18 protein-coding genes are annotated in these 16,418 nt (G+C 53.5%); 1 reads left to right on the plus strand and 17 read right to left on the minus strand.

All coding sequences use genetic code 11. The annotated features are described in order from the left end of the window. Positions 1–212: 212 nt before the first annotated feature. From rsmI to HMPREF0721_RS08370, 5 genes are read right to left on the minus strand one after another with little or no spacing between them, the layout of a single operon-like run. Positions 213–1,076, minus strand: coding sequence for a 16S rRNA (cytidine(1402)-2'-O)-methyltransferase (gene rsmI, locus HMPREF0721_RS08350; protein WP_207635243.1), 864 nt, complete (start codon positions 1,074–1,076; stop codon positions 213–215). Positions 1,077–1,088: 12 nt separating this feature from the next. Further along, positions 1,089–2,447: a replicative DNA helicase gene (dnaB, locus tag HMPREF0721_RS08355; RefSeq protein ID WP_006599261.1), complete on the minus strand. Its 1,359-nt coding sequence runs from the start codon at positions 2,445–2,447 to the stop codon at positions 1,089–1,091. Positions 2,448–2,481: 34 nt separating this feature from the next. Then, the gene (rplI, locus tag HMPREF0721_RS08360; RefSeq protein WP_006599262.1) at positions 2,482–2,931 is read right to left on the minus strand and encodes a 50S ribosomal protein L9; all 450 of its coding nucleotides are present in this window, start codon (positions 2,929–2,931) and stop codon (positions 2,482–2,484) included. After that, positions 2,928–4,901 (minus strand): DHH family phosphoesterase, encoded by a 1,974-nt coding sequence (locus HMPREF0721_RS08365; RefSeq protein WP_006599263.1) that lies wholly within the window; start codon positions 4,899–4,901, stop codon positions 2,928–2,930. The genes rplI and HMPREF0721_RS08365 overlap by 4 nt, the downstream gene beginning before the upstream one ends. Then, entirely contained in the window at positions 4,898–5,866 is a 969-nt protein-coding gene (locus HMPREF0721_RS08370) for a DUF2232 domain-containing protein (protein WP_006599264.1), read from the minus strand. The genes HMPREF0721_RS08365 and HMPREF0721_RS08370 overlap by 4 nt, the downstream gene beginning before the upstream one ends. Before the next feature lie 218 nt (positions 5,867–6,084). Between HMPREF0721_RS08370 and HMPREF0721_RS08375 the strand changes: the two genes are divergently transcribed. Further along, on the plus strand, positions 6,085–6,354 hold the full coding sequence (locus tag HMPREF0721_RS08375; RefSeq protein WP_006599265.1) for an acylphosphatase: 270 nt from the start codon (positions 6,085–6,087) through the stop codon (positions 6,352–6,354). 76 nt (positions 6,355–6,430) lie between these two features. On the opposite strand, the gene rpsR is transcribed toward HMPREF0721_RS08375, so the two are convergent. The 12 genes from rpsR to mnmE form a co-directional block, all read right to left on the minus strand. Further along, on the minus strand, positions 6,431–6,655 hold the full coding sequence (gene rpsR, locus HMPREF0721_RS08380; RefSeq protein ID WP_006599266.1) for a 30S ribosomal protein S18: 225 nt from the start codon (positions 6,653–6,655) through the stop codon (positions 6,431–6,433). 11 nt (positions 6,656–6,666) lie between these two features. After that, the gene (locus HMPREF0721_RS08385) at positions 6,667–7,110 is read right to left on the minus strand and encodes a single-stranded DNA-binding protein (protein ID WP_006599267.1); all 444 of its coding nucleotides are present in this window, start codon (positions 7,108–7,110) and stop codon (positions 6,667–6,669) included. Between the two features lie 21 nt (positions 7,111–7,131). Beyond that, positions 7,132–7,419, minus strand: coding sequence for a 30S ribosomal protein S6 (rpsF, locus tag HMPREF0721_RS08390; protein ID WP_006599268.1), 288 nt, complete (start codon positions 7,417–7,419; stop codon positions 7,132–7,134). A 159-nt stretch (positions 7,420–7,578) separates the two neighbouring features. Continuing rightward, positions 7,579–7,785 carry a DUF951 domain-containing protein gene (locus HMPREF0721_RS08395; protein WP_006599269.1) on the minus strand — a complete coding sequence of 69 codons (207 nt, stop codon included), beginning with the start codon at positions 7,783–7,785 and terminating at the stop codon, positions 7,579–7,581. A 20-nt stretch (positions 7,786–7,805) separates the two neighbouring features. Beyond that, entirely contained in the window at positions 7,806–8,678 is an 873-nt protein-coding gene (locus HMPREF0721_RS08400; RefSeq protein ID WP_006599270.1) for a mechanosensitive ion channel family protein, read from the minus strand. An 83-nt stretch (positions 8,679–8,761) separates the two neighbouring features. Continuing rightward, complete coding sequence (locus HMPREF0721_RS08405; protein WP_006599271.1) at positions 8,762–9,703, minus strand: MATE family efflux transporter; 942 nt, start codon at positions 9,701–9,703, stop codon at positions 8,762–8,764. Positions 9,704–9,712: 9 nt separating this feature from the next. Beyond that, entirely contained in the window at positions 9,713–10,615 is a 903-nt protein-coding gene (locus HMPREF0721_RS08410; protein ID WP_006599272.1) for a ParB/RepB/Spo0J family partition protein, read from the minus strand. Beyond that, positions 10,602–11,384 (minus strand): ParA family protein, encoded by a 783-nt coding sequence (locus HMPREF0721_RS08415; RefSeq protein WP_040640006.1) that lies wholly within the window; start codon positions 11,382–11,384, stop codon positions 10,602–10,604. The genes HMPREF0721_RS08410 and HMPREF0721_RS08415 overlap by 14 nt, the downstream gene beginning before the upstream one ends. Before the next feature lie 43 nt (positions 11,385–11,427). Then, positions 11,428–12,264, minus strand: a complete 837-nt coding sequence (locus tag HMPREF0721_RS08420) for a ParB/RepB/Spo0J family partition protein (RefSeq protein WP_006599274.1) — start codon at positions 12,262–12,264, stop codon at positions 11,428–11,430. A 33-nt stretch (positions 12,265–12,297) separates the two neighbouring features. Further along, complete coding sequence (gene rsmG / locus HMPREF0721_RS08425; RefSeq protein WP_050786985.1) at positions 12,298–13,008, minus strand: 16S rRNA (guanine(527)-N(7))-methyltransferase RsmG; 711 nt, start codon at positions 13,006–13,008, stop codon at positions 12,298–12,300. 1 nt (position 13,009) lies between these two features. Beyond that, positions 13,010–14,884, minus strand: coding sequence for a tRNA uridine-5-carboxymethylaminomethyl(34) synthesis enzyme MnmG (gene mnmG / locus HMPREF0721_RS08430; protein ID WP_006599276.1), 1,875 nt, complete (start codon positions 14,882–14,884; stop codon positions 13,010–13,012). Between the two features lie 50 nt (positions 14,885–14,934). Next, positions 14,935–16,308: a tRNA uridine-5-carboxymethylaminomethyl(34) synthesis GTPase MnmE gene (mnmE, locus tag HMPREF0721_RS08435; protein ID WP_006599277.1), complete on the minus strand. Its 1,374-nt coding sequence runs from the start codon at positions 16,306–16,308 to the stop codon at positions 14,935–14,937. Positions 16,309–16,418 lie beyond the last annotated feature (110 nt).

The following is a 16,418-nucleotide window of genomic DNA, read 5'->3' on the forward strand; positions in this document are numbered from 1 at the left end:
ATCCGTTTGGCTCAATAAAAACGGGACAATCTTTCGTTTTTTGATCGAAAACCGATCGAAAAAAGATTCTCCCCTTGCGATACGCGCAATCTTCTGATTAATTGTTTTATTATACCGTAATGCCAAAACCCTGTCAAAATCAAACGCCGGCCGCTTCGCCCGCAAAAAAAACCGGCCGCCTTTCCCGGCGCCGGCCGATTCTTTGATGCGTGCTATTCTTCTTTTTCCGGTGCGATTTTGATCTGCCCGTAGATTTCCCGTTTGCTCACCCCGCGGTCCCGGGCCACGGCCTTCATAGCCTGCTTTTCGCTCATGCCCTGACTTTGGTAATGCGCCATGTGCGCAGCAAGGGACCCGTCATTCAGCGCCGCCGTCTCATCGGTCGGACCGTCTCCCCCGCCGACGATGAGCACGAACTCCCCTTTGGGGGGATGCGCCGCAAAATGATCGCACATATCCGCCACCGTCCCCTGCAGGGTCTCTTCATATTGCTTGGTTATTTCCCGGGAAATGCTCATGACCCGGTCCGGGAAAAGCGCGGCCATCTTTGCCAGCGTCTTGCATAGCCGATGAGGAGATTCATAAAGCACAACCGGCATCGCCGACGCTGCAATGGCCTCGAGCCCCGCCCGCAGGTCACGGTTCTGCTTACCCAAAAAACCTATAAAGACAAAATGGCGGCAATCCATGCCGGAGAGGGCTACCGCCGACAGCGCCGCCGTCGGGCCGGGCACCACCCGCACCGGCACCCCCGCAGCGTGACAGGCCGCGATCAGAACCTGCCCGGGATCGGAAATTGCCGGCATCCCCGCATCCGAAACCTGGGCGATAGTCGCTCCGCCTTGCAGGCGATCCACCAGTTCCGCCGCCGCGGCCTTCTCATTGTATTTATGATAGCTCACCATCTTGGTATGAATCTCAAAATGATTGAGCAGCTTGATGGTGTTGCGGGTGTCTTCGGCGGCGATCAAATCCACCGATTTTAAAATTCGGACCGCGCGAAAGCTCATGTCCTCCAGATTGCCGATGGGCGTGCCGACGATATACAAAACGCCGCGGGTTCGCTCTTCTGTCATGCGCATACCCTTTTAAAACGGCGCCGGGCCGGGATCCGAATAGGTACTCTCGTCGGCCCAATCCATGAAGCGCGTGAATTCCGAACGCCAGGTAAGATTGATGCGGCCGGTCGGGCCGTTGCGTTGCTTGGCGACATCGAGCTCTGCCATGTTGGGATTGCTGTTTTCCTTATCGTAGTAATAGGCCCGGTAAAGAAAGAGCACGATATCGGCGTCCTGTTCGATGGAGCCGGACTCGCGCAGGTCGGCCAGCATCGGGTGATGATCCGGCCGCCCGTCGGGGGCGCGGCTGAGCTGCGACAGGCAGACGATCGGGCAGTCCAGCTCCCGGGCCAGGGCTTTGAGCCCGCGGGAGATCTCGGAGATTTCGTTTTGCCGGTTTTCAACGCCGCGTCGGCCAGTCATCAGCTGAAGATAGTCGATGAGCACCAGATCGAGACCGCTTTCCGCCTTGAGCCGCCGGGCCTTGGAGCGGATATCCGCCAGGGACTGGCCGCCGGTATCGTCGATTTTGATCTTCGTGCCGTAAAGCCTCCCGGCGGCGTCAGCCATCACCCGCCATTCCTCGTTATCCATGGTGCCGGTGCGCACCTTGGACAAATCGATGAGCCCTTCGGAACAGAGCATGCGCTGCACCAGCTGCGTCCGGGACATTTCAAGGCTGAAGATCGCCACCGAGGCCTTCTCTTTCACTGCGGCATGCTGGGCCAGATTGAGCGCAAAGGCCGTCTTTCCCATCGAAGGACGGGCGGCGACATAAATTAAATCGGATTTCTGCAGGCCGGAGGTTTTAAAGTCCAGCTCTTTAAAGCCGGTGGCCAGTCCCGTGGTCTCGCCCCGATGGGTACGCACTTCTTCGATATGCTGAATTGTCTCCCCGACCACGTCGCCGATAGCCGCAAAATCCCCTTTGATCTGGCCTTCTCCGACCTGAAAGATTTTGCGCTCGGCCGCCTCCACCACATCGGCGACGCTTTCGTATTCGCCGTAGCAATCATCGAGAATGTCCGAGCTCGCCTGCACCAGACGCCGCAGCAGCGCCTGATCCTGAACGATCACGCAATAGTTCTCGAAGTTGCTGAGCATCGGTACCTGCTGCACCAGCGCGGCCAGATAGGCTGGACCCCCGATTTTCTCGATCAGATCCACATCGGTCAGCCGCTGGGTCAGCGTCACCAAATCCAGGGGCTGGCCGGCCTCGCGCATGGCGAGAATGTTTTGATAAATCTGCTGATTGCGGGGATCATAAAAATCCTCGGCGCGCAGATGCTCTTCCGCCACCATGAGCTTTTCAGCGTTCATGATCAGGCCGCCCAGCACCGAAGCTTCGGCCTCGGCACTGTGCGGCAATTGTCTCGGATTGGTCGGCACGGTTCTCCCCCTTTCTCACAATATGGCGCTGCGTTTATTTTTTCCTGGTAACGATCACGGTCAGCTTGCCTTCCACGCCGGCTGTCGTTTTAATTTTAACGGCGAATTTGCCGACGTTGCGAATCGGCTCTGCCAATTCAATTTTGCGCTTATCCACGCTGATACCCAGATCCTTTTCCAGCGCTTCGGCAATATTTTTGTTGGTCACCGAGCCGAAGAGCGTGCCGTCGTCTGCGGCGCGTTCCTTGATGATGAGCTCCGACGCGTCGATCTGCTGCGCCAGTTCCACCGCCGCCTGATGGGCCTCGACCCGTTCTTTGGCCAGCCGGGCTTTATGCGCCTCGGCCTTTCGGATGTTTTCCTTGGTGCCCAGCACGCCAAGCTTCTGTTTGATCAGGTAATTGCGGCCGTATCCGCTTTTTACATTGACGATATCGCCGGCTTTGCCGACGTTCTCCACGTCGGCGGTTAATACAATTTTCATTCTGATGCACTCTCTTTCTTATAAAATTCAATGGCGTCGACCAAAAGGCCCCGCGCCTGATGCAAATCTTCTATATCGTGAAGCTGAGCTCCGGCCATCGTCATATGGCCGCCGCCGCCCAATTTTTCCAAAATCATCTGCACGTTCACATCACCCATGGAGCGCCCGCTGATAAAGATTCCGCCCTCGGTTTTCAGCACGATAAAGGACGCGCCGATGCCCCGGATATTCAGCAGCTCGTCCGCCGCCTGCGCCGCGATGAGCTTGGCGTTTTCCGTGTGGTTTTCATAAAGGGAGATGGCAATGGTGTTGTCGTAAAATTCGGCGTTGGTCACCGCTTCGGATCGCGCCGCATAGGTTTCAATATCGTTTTGCAGCAGGGTCTTCGCAATAACGGTATCGGCGCCCTTACGCTTGAGAAAAGACGCCGCCTCGAAGGTGCGCACCCCGGTCTTCACCGTGAACATCTTAGTATCCATGCACATCCCCGCGAGCAGGGCGTTGGCCTCTGTGGTTTTGATAATATCCTTGTTGTCAAAATACTGAAGCAATTCGGTGACAAGCTCGCAGGTCGACGAGGCGTAGGCCTCCAGATAGGAGAAAATCATATCGCTGATGGATTTGCCCGACGCCCGGTGATGGTCGATCACCACGACGTTCGACACCTGATCCAGCAGCTCCGGCATCTCGACGTAGTTAAAATTCTGGGTGTCCACCACGATGAGCAGAGTCCCTTCCTCCACGAAATCCCGCACTTCCTGGGGGGTCACAAAGGCGTGCGCGTAATGCTCGTCTTTGCTCAGGTAGTCGATGAGCGAGCGAATGCTCGTGTTGATCTCCTTAAGCACGTAGCGGCATTCCCGGTTGAGGCTGCGGCAGGCGCCCATCAGCCCCACCGCCGAACCGAGGCAGTCCATATCCGGCGTCTGATGTCCCATGATCACCACGTTGTGGGCATCGACCATTTGATCGCGCAGAGCGTGTGCCTTGATGCGCGCCTTGACCTTGGTGCGTTTTTCCTTGGCCTCGGTCTTGCCCCCGTAATAAGCGTTCTTGTCATCCATGCTGACCACACATTGGTCGCCGCCCCGGGCCAGTGCCACATCGAGCGCCGACCGGGACATGGCATCCGCATCCTGGATGGATTTGCGCTCGTCCGATAAGCCGATGCCAATGCTCAGCGTGACCGGCAGGTTTTCCATACTCACATCCCGAATTTCATCCAGCAGATGAAAATGCTCCCGCTCCATAATCATCAGGGCATCCCGGTTAAAAACAGCCAAATAATGATTGTTTTCGTATTTTTGAATGATCGCGCCGTTGCGCTGGGCCCATTGCACCAAGATCACATCGATCTTCCCCAGGAGGATCGACCGTTCCTGCACCGTCAGCTGTTCGCTGATATCGTCGTAATTGTCGATTTGGATATAGGCGAATACGGTCTGGCTGTGGCGATACCTGGCCTCAAGCTGCTTGAGGTGGGTGATGTCGTTAAAATTGAGCAGATACAATGATTGATTGCCATGGGTAAAGGCCGAAATCACCAGGGTGTACCAATGCTCCTGGAAAGCCAGCTCCCGAAAACTGCCGTCCAGTTTTTGGCCATTTTCCGGCTTAATCTTTAACGTCTCAAAAATTTGAACCCCTTTTTTGCCGAGCTCCCGGCCGAAGGTGCGGATAAACGCGCGATTAGGAATCAGGCATACGCCTTCCCCGTCGACCACCACCGAAGGCGAGGGCATTTCGTACATTCGGTCGCGGTTGATCTTTGCCACCTGCCGGGAAACGGCTTTATAGCTTTCTTCCTCGCGTTCGGCCTTCAGGTCGTTTTCCCATCCTTGAAGTCCGGCGACAAAAACCGCCAATACCAGCATGACCACACCCGCCATGTGATTGTATCGGATGAGCAGCAAGCTGATGATGACCGCAATGATCGCCATCACATTAAAGTGTTTGAGAAATTTCATCATCGTCGCTTGCCCTCTCTTAAAATAATGCGCAGCCGCAGGGGGGTGTAGGCGTCGAGCACCCCGAGAATCGACAGGATACTTAAACTCGACGGCACGACCATCACAATGAGCACGATCACGGTCTTGCGCCCCATGCTTTCCCGGGGCAGACGGCGGTTAAAAAACCAAAAACAAAACGACAAGCCCATCAGCCCGTACACAAAGGTCGTGATCCCCATGAGGGTGAGCACATACAGATTGCTGCCGGCGCCGGCAAGCTGGGCCACGAGCAGCCCTATCAGCACGATAAAAAGAAAATCCCGCAGAGATTTCGGCAGCCGCCAATGACTGAGCGGCAGCACCCGAGGCTGTGCGATCTGAAGCCGCGCCAGTATCAAATCGAGCAGCAAGTTAAGGATCCAGCTGATGCCAAAGGGAATGAGCAGCACCATGGTTGGAAAATCCCGCTTCATCTGGACGAGTGCCTGTCCAAATACCTTGGCCGTCCGGCCGATCTGTGCGGCACTGTAATGTCCTGCCGCCGCATAAACCTTGAGCCATTGGGCGGTCGCTGTTTGCATCTGACGAAAAAAGACCTGCACAAAGGCGTGCCCCGTCACCGCCTGATAGATGATCATCAGCCCAATCAAAAAGACCAAACAGCCGAAATAACCGAGACCGATTCGCCGGAAGCCGTCCGCCCCCTTGCTCAGGCCGTAGCCCAGCGCACAGCCCACCAGCAAAAAATACAGCGCAAAGCTGATGCCGGCCCCGACGCCGACGATCGCCGCCAGCAGGGCCATCGCGCCGAGACTGGCCGTGACCGCCGCCGCCAGACGCTGCCGCACCGCCAAAACGGCGATCGGCAGCGCCGATAAAAGATAAAAAAAGATCATCAGGGGAAAGTGCAGCGACAACAGCGATAGAACCACTGCGGCTGCAGCTGTCGCTATTCCCTCCGTGATCGCCTGTGGTTTCAAATGCATGAAATCCTCGATTCTCTGATTAATTCATTTCAATTGACAAATGCTCGCGACCCTGTTGCCTCATGAAAAGCCGCCATGCCAAACCAAACGCCGTCATCATATGACTGTTTATTATAACATATCCCGCCAAAAATCGAGAATTTAATTTTGATCTCAGTTCTCTGTGATTCAATGAATGCTGCAAAGATCACATTAAAAATATCAGGAGGTGGCGCTGAATGCTTCGCTATTATCTTCAGGTTTTCGGCCGGGTCCAGGGTGTCGGCTTTCGCTACACCGCCGCCCAGCTGGCCAGGGCCTATGCCCTCACCGGCTGGGCCCGAAATTGCTATGACGGTTCGGTGGAACTGGAGATTCAGGGGGATCCCGCCGATATCGATTTATTTATCAGACAATTGAACGATCATAGGTGGATTCGCATCGACCGCATCACCCGGGAGAAGCGCCCGCTCTCCGCAGGTGAAAAGGAATTTTGTGTGCGCTATTAACCCAATAACATCAACGGCAATAAAAAAACAGAAGGAATTTCCTTCTGTTTTTTTGAATTCGGTTATGAATAACGGCTTAGTCTGCCTGATAGGGCAGCAGCGCCATGTTGCGGGCGCGGTTAACCGCTTGGGTAATCTTGCGCTGGTGCTTGGCGCAGGCACCGGTGGCCCGTCTCGGTAAAATTTTGCCTCTTTCAGAAATGTATTTCTTTAAGGTGGCAATGTCTTTGTAATCCACGACCATGTCTTCGTGTTCGCAGAATTCGCAGACCTTTCTTCTTCTTCTAAATGGTCTCGGCATAATTTTCTCCTTTAGAACGGAACATCGTCATCGTCTGCCATCAGATGAAATTCATCGTCCATATCATCATCCAACGGCATGTTGTTTTGCGGCGCCGGCTGACTGCTGCGATTATTGCTGTAACCGCCGCCGCTGGCGTCATTGCGGCTGCCGATAAAGTCAAACTCTTCCAGAACCACCTCGGTGACGTAGCGCTTGCTGCCGTCCTGGGCCTGGTAATTCCGCGTTTGCAGGCGGCCGTTGAGCGCGATCTGGCGCCCCTTGCTCAGATACTGGCTGATGACTTCCGCCTGTTTCCCCCAAGCAACCACATTAAAGAAATCGGCGGTGGGCTGGCCGTCTCTTTGGAAACGCCTGTCCACTGCGACTGCAAAAGTCGTCATCGAAGTGCCGCTCGCCGTCGAGCGCAATTCCGGATCGCGGGCTAATCGGCCAACCAGCATGACTTTGTTCATGGTTCTATCCTTTCTCTTTCCTTATTTTTCCTTGGCAATGATGATATCGCGGATATAGCTATCGTTGATCAGGTACAGATGGTTCAAGTCGTCCAGAACGGAATTTTCCGCCTTGAAGTCGATCACGACATAGTAACCGTCTGTATACTTGTTGTCGATCGTGTAAGCCAGTTTGCGGCTACCCCATTCGTCGACGTTTTCCACCTCACCCGCTTTTTCGATGATGGCTTTCACGCGGGCGACTTCGGCATCGATCGCTTCCTTTTCCAATTCCGGTACTAAAACAAACATGGTTTCGTAGGCCTTCATGGTTTCACCTCCTTATGGTCTTTTGGTACAGGGTTGGACTGCCCTGCGGCAGGGGTGTGCCTGCTTCGTGCCGGATTTCGCCGGCGTCAGCGCATACCCTCTGTACAAGGATACTTGTAGCTTTCTAATTATATCAGATTTTACGCCGCAATCAAGCTTTTATTCTGCTTTTTCTTCCGCCGCTTCGAGTATTTTTTTAAGCATGCGCTCAAATTTCTGCCGCGGCAGCATCACGATATGCCCGCAGCCGGTGCAGCGGATTTTGATATCGGCGCCCATGCGGATGATTTCCCACGCATTGGTGCCGCAGGGATGCTGCTTTTTCATCATCACAATGTCCCCAAGAGCATATTGTTTTTTTTCCATTATCGACACGTCCCTCCTTTTTAATCGGCTGCATTTTGTTCGACGATCATTTTCTTCTTCGGCGCCTTGATCCGGGCGGTCGCCATCGCCGCCATTAAAATTTGGCGCATTTGAGCCTCCGCCGCTACCCGATGGGCCGCATCGCTTTTTACATAAACCCGGATGGTCACCGCGTCTTTATCCATCTGGGCCACGCCCCCCACCTGGGGTCTTTCCGGAAAATGCTCGGCATCGTCGCTCTTGTAAACCTCGTCGCAGACGCGGTTGGCCACATCGATCGCCCGGGCAACATCCTCGCCATAGGCAATATCGATATCCACGCCATGGCTGAGCAGTCCCCGGGAATGGTTCACCAAATGATTGATTTCCCCGTTGCGGATCATGAAAAGACTGCCGTCAATCAGGCGCACCTTGGTCATCATCGTGCCGATGTTTTCCACCACGCCGTAGTGATCGTCCTCGATCTCGACGTAATCCCCCACGTAAAACTGCTCCTGAAACACGATAAAGAAACCGCAGATCAGATCCTCGACGATGCGCTTGGCCCCGAAACCAATGGCCACCGTTCCGACGCCGGCCACGGTCAGCAGCGCCCCGACATTGACAAAATACGAGAAGATCAGCAAGATCCCGCAGACCATGATCACCGTGTTGACGGCCGATTTGGTCACCTTGGCCATGGTTCGGTTGCGCTTGGCGTCCTGCAGGGTGGTAACCGCGGTTTTCTTGCGGATGACAAAAATGCTCTGGGTGACCTTGTCGGCAATGCGCATGGCGATGAGCATGATCACCAGTGTCACCGCCACTGAAATGAGTTTGCTGATGATCACCGTCGTGTTGATGTCGCCCACAAATTTCCAGAATACCGATGCAAATGTTGCGTTCTTGCCCATAATTCTCCTTTAATTGGTTCAGTTTTTGCCAGGATTCTAAAAAATGCAGCCGAAGCTGCATTGGAATACGCTTTGCTGATCGCTTACTGCCCATCGCCCTGATCTTTTTTCTTACGGATCTTTTTCGGATCGATCCAGCCCGGGCTTTCGCCGTCCTGACGCTTGGCCGGCTTTCTCATCCGCCGTTCCTGAAGGGCGGCCGCCCGCTCTTTACGCCTTTCTTCCCTCATGACTTTTTCAACCATTTTGTCCGTAACGGGCGAAAAGGCTTCCGTCTCGATAATCGAAGGCGATTCCACATCGCTGAACGGATCTTTCCGGGTCGGGCGCCCCATGCGTTCGCGATCGGCCGCCCGCCATCTGACTTTTGACACTGAAGCGGATGCCGCCGATTTAACCGGTGCCGCCGCCATGGTCGCTGCTCTCTGAGCTTCGGTTTCCGCCTGTTCGGCCTGGAGTTTTTCTGCCAGAGCTTTGCGCCGGCGTTCTTTGGCTTCGGTGGCTTCCCGCTGTTTTTTGCCCAGCATAAATCCGATGGACTGCAGCGCCACCATCAGCGCCAACACCATCAGGAAAAAGGCAATCATCGGCACCTTCGCGCCCATGACATGATAAATCACCCCATAGGGGAAGTACAAAAACAGCGTCGGCGCGATGCCAAAGGTCAGCCCGTTCCACACGCCGGCAAAGGATGCGTTGCCGCCAAATTGCATGATTAACAGTGCAATGACTGTGAACAGCACCGTCGGCAGCATGCACAGCAGCAGATACGGTCCGTAATTTCGGTCGTCGTCATCGGTGGAATTGGCAAAGGCTTTATAGGTGAAGAACACCCAATAGGCTGCCACGATGGCCAAGGCGGCAATGCCAAATCCCAAAGGATACCGGTCATCGCCTCTCGCGGTCTGAATGACGTCTAAAACGCCTTTGAGCACCAGGATAATCAATAAATTAAAAATATTCCCGATGAGTGCCGTCGTCAATGAATTGATTTTTCGCCGAATATGAAATTTTCTCGAATTCATGCAAACCTCCTATTTTAATAAATCCAAAATGCGATTCAGATCCTCCAGGGAATAGTATGCCAGTTCGATCTTGCCCTTTCCTTTTTTCCCTTGGGGAATGATGCGCACACCTGTCTTAAATTGATCGCGCAGATGATCCTCCACGTCGACGATATAAGGATCTCGCTCGATTTTCGGCCGAGGTTTTTTCGGATTTTTGAGCGCCTGCACTTTTTTCTCGGTTTCACGAACCGAATATTTTTTCTGAACAATCTCTTTAGCCAGGACCGCCATCTGCCTGGGATCCTCCAATCCCAAAAGAGCCCGCGCATGACCCGACGACAATAGGTCTTCCAATACCATTTCCCGGACCGACTCCGGCAGCTTGAGCAGCCGCATGGTGTTGGTGACGGCGGTCCGGCTTTTCCCAATGCGGATGCCGATCTCCCCCTGAGTCAGATGATAGGCCTTGGTCAAATGCTCATAGGCCATTGCTTCTTCAATGGGGTTCAGATCTTCCCGCTGCACATTTTCGATCAGCGCGATTTCAATCACGTCCCGGGCGGGCAAATCCCTAACGATCACCGGCACCTGCTTGAGCCCAGCTATCCTGGACGCCCGCCATCGTCTTTCCCCGGCGATAATCGAATAGCCTTTATCCTCCGGCTTGACGACCAAAGGCTGCAAAATGCCGTGCTCCCGAATGGAGACCGACAGCTCTTCTAAAGCCTGTTTGTCAAATTGCTTTCGCGGCTGCCCCTTGCTCGGCCTGATTTTGTCAATCGCCACTTCAAAGACCAGCTGATCCGGCGCCGGAGCTTCTGAACCGGCCTGATCGCCGGCGATAATATCGCCGCTGTCATCAAAATGCACATCCTCGGAAATGAGGGCGGCCAGTCCCTTGCCCAGCCCCTTGTGTTTACGCGTTGCCATGTTGCTGCCTCCCGATAAATTCCTTGGCAAATTCCTGATACGCGGCAGACCCCCTGGATCTGGGCGCGTATTCAAAAATGGTCTCGCCGTAACTCGGCGCCTCGGCCAGACGAATATTTCTCGGAATCTTTGTATGATACACCTTGTTTCTGAAATAATCCGTCACTTCATCAGACACCTGCATGGATAAATTAGTCCGCCTGTCGTACATGGTAAGTAAAACCCCTTCGATATCCAGGGCGGGATTCAATCCTTTTTTAACCAAACTGATGGTGCTGATCAGCTGTCCCACCCCTTCCAGCGCATAATATTCGCATTGAATGGGAATGAGCACCGAGTCGGAAGCGGCCAGCGCGTTGATCGTCAACAGCCCCAGCGAAGGCGGGCAATCGATAAAGACAAAATCGTAATAATCTTTGATCGGCGTGATCACCTTGCGCAATTTGGTTTCCCGCTGGGCCATTTTGGTCAGCTCGATCTCCGAACCGGCCAGCTCGATATTCGACGGCAAAATGTTTAACCGGTCATATCCCGTGGTTAAAATGATCTCCCGCAAATCTAAATCGCCAATCAGCGCGTCGTAAATACTCTTTTCAAGCTGATTTTTATCCAGCCCAAAACCACTCGTCGTGTTGCCCTGGGGATCGATATCGACGGTCAGCACGCGGTAGCCGTCCATGCTCAGCGCTGTTGTCAAATTCATGCAGGTAGTCGTCTTGCCGACGCCGCCTTTTTGATTAAAGATCGCGACGACTTTTGATCTTGACATGGGATTCCTTTCTTTGTTTCGCATTCCGGAACGATTCGGCATCTTATTTTGGAATGGTGATGGTAATCACAATGCGATCATCTTTTTCCGTCTCTTTGTATTTGGCCGACCGCTTGTTTTCCTTTACCACTTTAAAAGCCGATTTGATGGTGTTGATATAAATCTGCGCATTAATGAAGGATTTAACGCGTGCTTTTTTGCCCGGGGTAATTTTTTCATCGTAATTATTGATCATCACCTCTTCACGGACTTTTTCAACCAGGGCCTCGGTTTTTTTGACATTCAAATCCTGTTTATGAATTTGTTCAATCACTTCCCGCTGGATGGCCTCGTCCGGAATTTTGAGCAATGCCCGGGCATGCCTTTCCGACAGCTGATTTGTTTTCACCGCCTGAATCACCTGATCGTCCAATTTCAGCAGCCGGATTTTATTGGCCACAAAAGACTGGGATTTGCCGATGAGGGCCGCCACCTGCTCCTGGGTCATATCGTAATATTTGATCAGCTGCCGGTAGCTTTCCGCCTCCTCGAAAAAGCTCAAATCCTCCCGCTGCACATTCTCGATGATGGCGATCACCGCCGAATCCTTGTCGCTGATGGTGACCTCCATTGCCGGGATCTCCTGCATTCCCGCCAATTTGGACGCTCGAAGCCGCCGCTCCCCGGAAACCAGTTCATAAAGCTCATTATCGACCTTCCGCACCTGAATCGGCTGAATGACCCCAAAGGTCCGAATGGATTCCGCCAGTTCGGTCAGACTTTCATCTTTAAAAGTTTTCCGAGGCTGATTGGGATTGGGAATAATCTGTTCCATCGGAATGAGGATCACGGCACTTTGCGTTTTGGGTTTTTCTTTCAGGTCTTTCTTTTTCTTTCGCATTTAAGACTCCCAGGGTTTCACGTGAAACGGATGCTAACACAACGGCTTTTTCTTAATCTGTCCGTAATTTCGAGGGTATTGTGCCGGCGTCCGCCCATTTTTTATACACTGAATTATAACATGAAACGCCGTGTTTTTCAGTAGTAAATTCTGAGATACCCGGATCTCTCCGCCGCCAAGCGTCTCGACGCCGTCGATCGCCGCGTCGATTTCCTCCCGATATTTTTCGCCCTTCCAGGCGTAAAACGTGCCGCCGGTCCGGACCAAGGGCAGGCAAAGCTCGCTCAAAATGCCGTAGGCCGCCACGGCCCGGGAACACGCCGCGTCAAATCGCTCGCGGTACGCCGGATTTTTTCCCAGCGCCTCGGCCCGGGCCGCCGTCAATTCGATGTTCGCAAGCCCGAGATCCGCCGCAATTTTTTCCACTGCCTTCACTTTTTTAGCCGTCGCATCAACCAATACAAATTGCTTTTGCGGATAAGCGATGGCTAACGGAATGCCCGGAAACCCGCCGCCGGTGCCGACGTCAATAATCCGCTGATCCGCCGGCGTCAGCGGGCAGGCCAGCGAATCCAGCAGATGCTTTTCCACAAAAGCGTTGTCGTCGGTGATCCGGGTCAAATTGATGTGTTCGTTCACGGCCTTCAGACTTTCCATAAAGCGATACAATTTCTCCAGCTGCCCCTCGCTCAGCGAAACGGGCAAGGCCGATGCGATGCGCTTTTTAAATGCATTGATCTCCACACTATTCTCCTCGATGATTTTCAAGATACACGTGCAGCACGGCGATATCCGCCGGCGAAACGCCGGAAATCCGGGAGGCCTGCCCCAGGGACATCGGCTGCACGGCGTTCAGCTTTTCGGCAGCTTCCAGCCGCAGCCCTTCGATATGATGATAATGCAAGCCCTCGGGAATGCGTTTGCTTTCCAGCTTTTTAAACTGTTCCACCTGTTTGATCTGCTTGCTGATATAGCCTTCGTATTTGAGCTGAATCTCCACCTCTTCACAGACGTTGTTGGGCAAGGCCGGCCTTTGGGGATCGAGCGCCGCCGTATTGGCGTAATTGATTTCCGGCCGCTTCATCAACTGCCCCAGCGGCATCCCCGACTTTAATACCGTCGTTCCCAATCGGGATAGGATTGCGTTGGCCGATTCCGAAGGGGGAACCGTCACGCAGCCCATCCGGTCGACCTCGTCCGCAATTGCCGTTTTTTTCTGTAAAAAACGCTGGTACCGCTCTTCGGAGATGAGCCCCACCCGATGCCCGATGGGCGTCAGCCGAAGATCGGCGTTGTCCTGACGCAGCAGCAGGCGATATTCGGCCCGGGAAGTCATCATCCGATAGGGCTCGCTGGCATCTTCATTGATGATATCGTCGATAAGCACGCCGATATACGCCTGGGAACGGTCCAGAATCATGGGCTCCTTTCGATCCAGCAACAGCGCCGCATTGATCCCGGCCACAATCCCCTGGGCGCCGGCCTCTTCATAACCAGAGGTCCCGTTGATTTGTCCGGCGAAGAAGAGCCCGCGGATCCTTTTGCTTTCGAGGGTCGCCTTGAGCTCCGTGGGATGAATACAGTCGTACTCGATGGCATAGGCCGAACGCATAAAGGCCACATGCTCCATCCCCGGCACCGTTCGGTAAAGCGCAATCTGCACATCCTCCGGCAGACAGGAAGACATCCCCTGCACATACACCTCCTGAGTGTTGCGACCCTCCGGCTCCATAAACATCTGATGGTGATCTTTGTCCGCAAAACGCATCACCTTGGTTTCGATGGAGGGGCAATAGCGCGGCCCCACCCCCACCACATCGCCGGTGACCAGCGGACTGCGGTCGAGATTCGCGTTGATGATCCGATGCGTCGCCTCATTGGTATAGGTCAGGTAGCAATCGATCTGATCGATTGCGATCGCTTCCGTCTCGAAGGAAAAGGGCGTGATGATCTCGTCTCCTTTTTGTACGATCATTTTGGTATAGTCCAAGGTTTTGGCATCCACCCGGGCCGGGGTTCCCGTTTTAAAACGCTGAAGGTGAAAACCGGCTTCTTCCAGCGAGTCCGAAAGGAAACGCGCCGGGAACATCCCGTTGGGGCCGCCTTCGTATTGCACTTCTCCCATAAAAATCTTTCCCTTGAGATACGTCCCGGTGCAGACCACACAGGTCTCGCAGGTATAGGTTGCGCCGGTCACGACCTGAACGCCGACAATTTTCTGATCTTCGACGATCAGCTTGGTCGCTTCCTGCTGCCGCAGTGTCAGATGCTCGGTATTTTCCACCACGGCCTTCATCCGAAACTGATAGGCCTTTTTATCCGCCTGGGCGCGCAGCGAATGCACCGCCGGCCCTTTCCCGGTGTTCAGCATCCGGCACTGGATCATCGTCGCGTCGATATTCTTGCCCATTTCGCCGCCGAGAGCATCGATTTCCCGCACCAGATGTCCTTTCCCGGTGCCGCCGATCGACGGATTGCAGGGCATCATCGCCACAGAATCCAGATTGATGGCCAATAACAATGTTTCCTTTCCCATCCGCGCCGTCGCCAGAGCCGCTTCACATCCCGCATGACCGGCGCCTATCACAATGGTATCGTAATGACCTGCTGTATATTCCATATTTTTTCCTTCTTAAATTTAAATGGTTTTACACTTGCCGGTTTTCGCGCCTATTTACCAAGGCAGAAATTGGCGAAAATTTGATCGATGATATCATCCCCAAGAGACTGACCGGTAATCCGCCGTAAATTTTCCAGCGCCTCTTCTAAATCAATGGCCACCATATCCACCGACATCCCGATGGACAGGCCATTCAGCGCATTGGTTAAATTTTCACGCACCTGACGCAGCAGATTCACATGGCGCAGATTAGAAACAATCACATCATCCGCTGCCTTTGCCGTTTGATTGCCCGTGACCATAGCCACCATCTGCCTGCGCAAGGCGTCGAGGCCGGTCTCTGTTTTGATAGATAAAGCAATTTCGTTAGGCTTTAGATCGGTTAAAACTTCATCCTTTAAATCTATTTTATTATAAATGCGAATATAAGGTTTATCCTGAAACGCTGTTATCAATGTGTCCTCGTCTTCTGAGGTTTCACGTGAAACGTCCGTCATCATCAAAATCAATTCGGCCCGATCCATCATTTGCTTGGATTTTTCCACGCCTAATTTTTCCACCACATCATCGGTTTCGCGGATTCCCGCCGTGTCGATAATGTGAAATGGAATCCCTTCAATATTAATATAGGCCTCCACCACATCGCGGGTGGTCCCTGGAATATCGGTAACCAGCGCTTTGTCTTCCCGAATTAGTTTATTTAAAAGCGAGGATTTACCCACATTGGGTTCGCCGAGAATCACCGTATCGACGCCGTTCCGATAAATCTTACCCATCTGAGCCGAATCGAGCAACGCGTCCACCGAAACAATCAGGCCGTCAATCGACCGGCGAAGGGTATCGCCGGTCACCGTTTCGATATCGTATTCCGGATAATCGATGGCGGCGTCAATAAAGGTCATCAGATGAAGCAGCTCGGCATCCACGGCCTGATACTTCTTTGAGAGGCCGCCGGACAATTGATTGACGGAATAAGCTAAACCGATGGCGGTCTTGGCCTCGATGATATCCGACACCGCTTCCGCTTGGGTGAGATCGATGCGCCCGTTCACAAAAGCCCGCCGGGTGAATTCCCCTGGATCGGCCAGCCTGGCTCCGGCACGAATCACCGCATCGAGCACCGCGTGCAGCGCCACCGGGCCGCCATGACAGTTGATTTCCACCACGTCCTCGGCCGTATAGGATCGCGGTGCCTTCATGATCGACACCAACACCTCGTCGATCCGCTTGCCCTGCGCATCGTAACAATGACCATAATGAATCGTATGCGTTTCAAAGGACGCCAGCTGCTGATCGGACGCATTTTGATAAACCCGATCCGCAACGGCAATCGCGTCTTTTCCGGATATCCGAACAATACCGACGCCGCCGACGCCGCTTGGCGTGGCGATGGCCGCAATCACATCGTCTTGCAAAACGTGCATGACTATCCTCCTCTATTAAATCTCAATCCCATCATCAATCGATGACCGTTATCATATTCGTTATTCGAAAAATCATTATAACAAAAAAACCGACGAAAGCACTTGTTATC

The sequence above is a fragment of the Pseudoramibacter alactolyticus ATCC 23263 genome (genome assembly GCF_000185505.1).
GTDB lineage: Bacteria > Bacillota > Clostridia > Eubacteriales > Eubacteriaceae > Pseudoramibacter > Pseudoramibacter alactolyticus.